Below are 6,379 nucleotides of genomic sequence, written 5' to 3' on the forward strand. Positions count from 1 at the left end.
ACAGGAAGAGCGACCTCGTGGGGAACCAGAGGGAGCTGCAGGACCTGCTCAGGAAGATGCGCGGATGACGCGGCGCGACGTCTCTGGGGGTGACATTTTCAAAAAACTTCAACAGGTCTTCCTTCGCAGTCTGCAAGATGGTGGTGCTGTCGAGAGTTACTTAGGCGCGTTCGATGCCTGCCGACGCATCTCCTTCCATGAGGTGCCTGAGCATAGTGGTCTTGCCGACTTGTCGAGGGCAGGTCAAGACAACGACTTTGAAATGTTTGGAATATCTGCGAACTAAAGGCTCGAGCGCTCGAGTGATGTACATGGCAGCCTCAAACCTTCTCAAATCCGGAATCGATTCCGGATTTGAGAAGGTTATAGCAAGATGGCGGATTAGCGACCAATAAAAGAAGCAAAGTGCCGGCAGGTAAGACACAAGATATAGGTCAAGACTGGTTGTCTACCGCCTACCGAAAGGAAAACGGTATGAGTTGTGAAGCAGCTGAATACATTCCTGCAGGTAACCGCTTCTAGAGATGAATTATCTTAAGCCTGATGGTCACCTAAAAAAATTTGCCTGTGCTATGACGAGCGAAAACACAATATATTGTGTTAGATGAAAATCATATTACAAAATATAGCGTCCATCTTCTATGCTACCATCAAACAGGAAATTGGAGGGAACAATAGTTCGAGCTGCTGCTCCCTCCACTAGGCAAGAAGGAGGTGATTGGATGGCAAAGGCGAAATCGACGGTGCGAATTCGGATTAGGCACACCGTCAAAGTCGGTAACCGTAGGGTGACGAAGACCGCCCATAAGACGGTCCGAGTTTAACCTCGGCGCCCGCCCCGAGCGTTATCGGGGCACCCTTCTCCTCCTCTTTCTTCCAATAATACTTCTGAGAAAAGCTTCTGAACTTAAAGGATTCGAATTCGACACACGGAAATGAAGATCATCTTTTGCTTCGATTGATGATTAATCGGAAGATGCCGCTTTTCGAAGAATAAAACGTTATGCGAGTTGATTGGCTGGGGTGGAATGCTCCCGCAATTTATGCTGCATAATAGATACAACTGATTTCAGCAGCGTTTCTGGAGCATGCCATGACCGTTCCGCATGTCGAGCGATACAAAGTCAACCTATCGTTCGAACAGATTCATTTGAACGAGGACTTCTATGAGGAAGCTCTGATTGAATACTTCGTGGATAACCTGGGCTACGAGCATCTATATGGACCAGACGTCACGAGAACCTCTGATCGGTACGATGACGTGTTTCTCCCTGGGGCGCTGGGGTCCGCGCTGAGGCGAATCAACAAAGGGCTGCCAAGGCAGGCAATCCAAGAGGCGATTCGAAAGATTTCCAATGTCGAGGGCGGGAGCCTGGAGCAAAGAAACGAAACGTTCAGCGATTATCTTCAGTCGGGTGTCGAAGTTCGTTTTGCGGAAAACGGAGAGGAACACGACGATATCGTTCGACTTCTCGATTTCGATGACCCGAATAACAACGACTTTCACGTTGTGAATCAGTGGACGTTCGTGGAGTATTCCGAAAAGCGGCCCGATTTGATTGTGTTCGTAAACGGAATGCCGCTGGTGATTTTTGAGCTTAAATCTCCATCTCGCGAAGAGACAGACGCTTCGGATGCATATTTGCAGCTGCGAAATTATATGCATCATATCCCGAGCCTATTTGTTCCCAATGCGTTTTGCGTTATGAGTGACATGTCGGAGACTCGCGTTGGAACGATTACCGCGGACGAGGATCGATACATTGCGTGGAAATCGGCGGACGGCGACTATTCGAATACGCAGACGGCGACGTGGATGACCATGTTGGATGGTATGTTTCCTAAAGACCGCCTGCTGGATATCATCAAGAACTTTATCTGCTTCAACGATACGCCCGAAAAGGTAGTCAAGATCCTTGCTGCATATCATCAGTTTTTTGCAGTGCGAAAGGCGATTGTAAGGGCGAAAGAGGCGGTCGAGGGTGACGGCAAGATAGGCGTCTTCTGGCATACGCAAGGCAGTGGAAAGTCCCTTTCAATGGTCTTTTTTGCCCACTTGTTGCAGGAGAATCTGGAGAGCCCGACCATTGTGGTGATCACCGATCGAAACGATTTGGACGACCAGCTCTTTGGGCAGTTCAGTCGTTGTGCCGGATTCCTGCGCCAGCAGGCAGTCCAAGCTGAGAGCAGGCGAGACCTAAAGGATTTGCTGGTTGGACGCGAGGCGAACGGAATCATCTTTACAACCATGCAGAAGTTCATGGATGGTGAGGAGCCACTGTGCGACAGAAGCAATGTTGTCGTCATGGTCGATGAGGCGCATCGTGGGCAGTATGGGCTGACGGAAAAGATGGATGCAAGCGGCAAGGTTACCATTGGCGCCGCTAGGCTTGTGCGCAAAGCTTTGCCCAACGCCTCGTACATCGGTTTTACCGGCACCCCGATTTCGACAGACGACCGCAACACTCGAGAGATTTTTGGCGGCTACATTGACGTTTACGACATGACTCAGTCCGTCGAAGACGAGTCGACGAAGCCGGTCTACTACGAGAGCCGGGTAGTCGCACTTCACCTTGATCCAGATGCGCTTGAAAAGCTCGATGCGGCCTATCAAGAGTTTGCCGACGAAGCCAACGAGGCGAGCGTCGAAAAGGCAAAGCATGATTTGGGTGGGCTCGATGCAATCTTTGGCACTGACGAAACGATTGATGCATTGTGCCAGGACATTATCGAGCACTACGAGAATAATCGCGCCGACGTTCTGTCTGGTAAGGCACTGGTTGTAGCGTATAGCCGACCCATTGCAATGAAGATTTATTACCGCATGCTGGAGCTTCGGCCGAGCTGGAAGGAGAAGGTTGGCGTGGTTATGACCATGTCAAACCAAGATCCCGAGGAATGGTTCGACGTATGCGGTGGCTCAAAACACAAGAAGGAGATGGAGCGGAAGTTCAAGAGCGATGACGACCCCCTGAAGATTGCCATCGTCGTGGACATGTGGCTTACGGGCTTCGACGTTCCCAGTCTCTCCACCATGTATGTGTTCAAACCCATGAAGGGCCACAATCTCATGCAGGCCATTGCGCGCGTTAACCGCGTTTGTAAGGGCAAAGAGGGCGGCCTCGTCGTCGATTACATCGGTATCGCCCGTGCGCTAAAGCGAGCGATGAAAGACTATACAAATCGCGATCAATCGAACTATGGGGATATGAACATCGCGGCAACTGCGTACCCCAAGTTTCTCGAGAAGCTGGATGTCTGCCGTGACCTTATGTATGGCATTGATTATCAGAAGCTTATTTTCACCGAGAAGCGCTCGGTTCTTGCTGGCGTGATTTCCGATGCGGTCAACTGGCTGCTTGAGCCGAAGCGCGAGGAGGACCGGGAAGAGTTCATTAAACAGTGTCAGCTGATGAACCAGGCTTTGAGCCTGTGTAAAAGCCTCGCCTCGGAAGAAGATCAGCATGAGGCGGCGTTCCTTTCGGTCCTTCGCGTGCAGGTCCTTCGCTTAACCGGACGCGGCCCAGGCGGTGGTGGGGGAATGACATATGCTGAATTCAATAAGCGTGTAACTGAGATATTGCAGCAAACAGTGCATGCGGATGGGGTCATCGATCTTTTTGAGAAGGACAGCGTTGAGATTTCCCTCTTTGACGAGGCGTTCCTTGAAGAAGTCGCGCACATGAAGCAGAAGAACATCGCAGTGGAGAGTCTCAAGAGACTCATCAAAGAGCAGGTACGCTCATATCAGAGGACGAGCGTGGTGAAGGCGCAGAAGTTTAGCGAGATGCTTCAAGGTACCTTGAACTCGTATCTAAACGGCATGCTCACCAACGCCGAGGTCATAGAAGAGCTCATTAAGATGGCCAAGGATATGATGAAGGACAGGAGCGATGCCGCCGCGCTTGGCCTTAATGATGAGGAAATGGCGTTCTACGACGCTATTACAAGGCCTGAGGCGGTAAAGGATTTCTACAACAACGATCAGCTCGTCGCTATCGCGCGAGAGCTGACGGCAACGCTTCAAAAGAGCGCTACTATTGACTGGCAAAAGAAGGAGAGTGCTCGCGCTGGTATGCGCCGCGCCATTAAACGCCTGTTGCGAAGGTACAAGTATCCGCCAGAGGGCGTTGATGATGCGATGGATACCGTGATGAAGCAGTGCGAGCTGTGGGCAGATACGAAGATTGCCGAGTAGGAGTTTAATATGCCGCGGAAGAAGCCGGACAACACTGCCGAAATCGGATTTGAGGAACAGATTTGGCGCGCCGCAGATAAGCTGAGGGGCAACATCGATGCGTCTGAGTACAAAAATGTCGTGCTAGGCCTCATCTTTCTAAAATACATTTCCGATAAGTTCGATCAGCGTTATCAAGAGCTGGTTGAGGAAGGCGAGGGATTTGAGGAAGATCGCGACGAGTATACCTATGAGAACATCTTCTTCGTCCCCGAGGGCGCGCGCTGGAAGAACATCGCGGCGGCTGCGCACACGCCGGAGGTCGGCAAGGTAATCGACGAGGCGATGCGCCTTATCGAAGCCGAGAACGACCGTCTAAAGAACATCCTTCCTAAGAACTTTGCTCGACAGGAACTCGATAAGCGGCGCCTTGGTGACGTGGTCGATTTGTTCACTAATGTTCAAATGGCGGAGAAGGGTGATACGCGTGATATTCTTGGCCGAACGTACGAGTATTGCCTTGCAAAGTTCGCAGAGGCAGAAGGTAAGAACGCTGGAGAGTTCTATACGCCCGCATGCGTGGTCAAGACGCTCGTTGAAGTGATTGAGCCGTACCATGGTCGCGTTTACGACCCGTGCTGCGGCTCGGGCGGAATGTTCGTCCAGTCGACGGAATTCGTGAAGCGCCATCAGGGAAATATCAACGACCTTGCCATTTATGGACAGGAAAGCAACCCGACCACATGGAAGATGGCTACGATGAACCTTGCCATCCGTGGTATCGATGCGGACCTCGGCAAGTTCAATGCGGACACTTTCTTCAACGACGTTCATAAGATGGAGAAGTTCGACTTTATCCTCGCAAACCCGCCGTTCAATCTGTCGGATTGGGGTGGCGATCGCCTTAAGGATGATTCTCGTTGGGAGTACGGCATTCCACCCGAGGGCAATGCGAACTTCGCATGGGTTCAGCACATGATTCATCACCTCAACCGTAACGGACGTATGGGCATGGTGCTTGCCAATGGATCGCTTTCGAGCCAGACGAGCGGCGAGGGCGATATTCGCGCCAACATCGTGAAGGCGGACCTTGTCGAGGGCATTATCGCGATGCCGGATAAGCTTTTCTACAGCACGGGTATCCCCGTGAGCCTCTGGATTATCTCCAAGCAGAAGGCTCAGCCGGGGAAGACGCTTTTCATTGATGCTCGCAATATGGGAACGATGGTGAGCCGCAAGCTGCGCGAGTTTACCGACGACGATATTGCCAAGGTTGCGGGTGCGTTCGATGCGTTTCGGAATGGGACGTTGGAAGAAGAGAAGGGCTTTTCGGCTGCGGTTTCTACTGAGGATATTGCCAAGCAGGATTACATTCTGACGCCTGGCCGCTATGTCGGCATCGCCGACGCCGAAGAGGACGACGAGCCGTTCGAGGAGAAGATGGCTCGTCTGACGAACGAGATCTCGAAGTGCTTTGAGGAGTCCAACCGTCTACAGGAGCAGATCAAGAAGAATCTGGAGGCGATTGGGTATGAGCTCTAGGGTCGCTCTTGGGGATATATGTGAGTTTACTCGTGGAGCCAGTGTTCCTAGAGCTCGAATGTATGACGCAGGAGATTATCTCTATATCCATTATGGCGACTTGTATCGCGGTTTCACTACGCGTATCGATGTCGAGAGTCCGCAGAAAAAGATTCCGTATATCCTTTCAAGTGAGAAAATAAGGCCTACGCAGTTTTTGCATGACCAAGATATTGTCTGCGTACTAACTTCTGAAACTATCGATGATCTCGGTCACACTTATTTACTGAACAATCCAAGGGGAAAGCATGTGGTTTCCGGTACGGAGACGACTATTCTTCGGGTAAAGCAGTGTGATACCGTTATCCCCGCTTATTTAAATTACATTATGCAAACACCTCGCTTTAAGACTGCTCTTCGTCAATATGTAAGAGGCATGAAGGTATTTCGCGTGCACCCTGATGATTTGTCGCGCATTGAGATCTCGTTGCCGTCCGTAGGGGAACAGCAGCGGGTCGTTGCAATGATGGATGCTATTCTTGAGAAGCAGCTGGTCAATGATCGACTAAATGATTATTTGGCTGCATAGGTAGCTCTATTTGCGAGACGTCGATTTCACCAGACATTAGCTTAGGTAACAGAGTATCTCGCAGCTCTTCGAGCATTTTCGACTCGTATTCA

General features: G+C 51.0%; 4 protein-coding genes. All 4 read left to right on the forward strand.

The window, feature by feature from the left end:
- Positions 1–286: hypothetical protein (locus H6A15_RS09865; protein WP_204673587.1), on the forward strand; the 286-nt coding region annotated here is incomplete at its 5' end.
- 807 nt (positions 287–1,093) lie between these two features.
- On the forward strand, positions 1,094–4,198 hold the full coding sequence (locus H6A15_RS09870; protein ID WP_204673588.1) for a type I restriction endonuclease subunit R: 3,105 nt from the start codon (positions 1,094–1,096) through the stop codon (positions 4,196–4,198).
- Positions 4,199–4,207: 9 nt separating this feature from the next.
- Positions 4,208–5,719 carry a type I restriction-modification system subunit M gene (locus H6A15_RS09875; protein WP_204673589.1) on the forward strand — a complete coding sequence of 504 codons (1,512 nt, stop codon included), beginning with the start codon at positions 4,208–4,210 and terminating at the stop codon, positions 5,717–5,719.
- Positions 5,709–6,287, forward strand: coding sequence for a restriction endonuclease subunit S (locus H6A15_RS09880; protein ID WP_204673590.1), 579 nt, complete (start codon positions 5,709–5,711; stop codon positions 6,285–6,287). The genes H6A15_RS09875 and H6A15_RS09880 overlap by 11 nt, the downstream gene beginning before the upstream one ends.
- The last annotated feature ends 92 nt before the right edge of the window (positions 6,288–6,379 follow it).

Origin of the sequence: Enorma phocaeensis, from assembly GCF_016901575.1 — a bacterium.
Taxonomy (GTDB): domain Bacteria; phylum Actinomycetota; class Coriobacteriia; order Coriobacteriales; family Coriobacteriaceae; genus Limicola; species Limicola phocaeensis_A.

Coding starts and splice junctions, on each gene's coding strand:
- H6A15_RS09880 (WP_204673590.1), top strand. CDS start 5,709: ATGAGCTCTAGGGTCGCTCTTGGGGATATATGTGAGTTTACTCGTGGA.
- H6A15_RS09875 (WP_204673589.1), top strand. CDS start 4,208: ATGCCGCGGAAGAAGCCGGACAACACTGCCGAAATCGGATTTGAGGAA.
- H6A15_RS09870 (WP_204673588.1), top strand. CDS start 1,094: ATGACCGTTCCGCATGTCGAGCGATACAAAGTCAACCTATCGTTCGAA.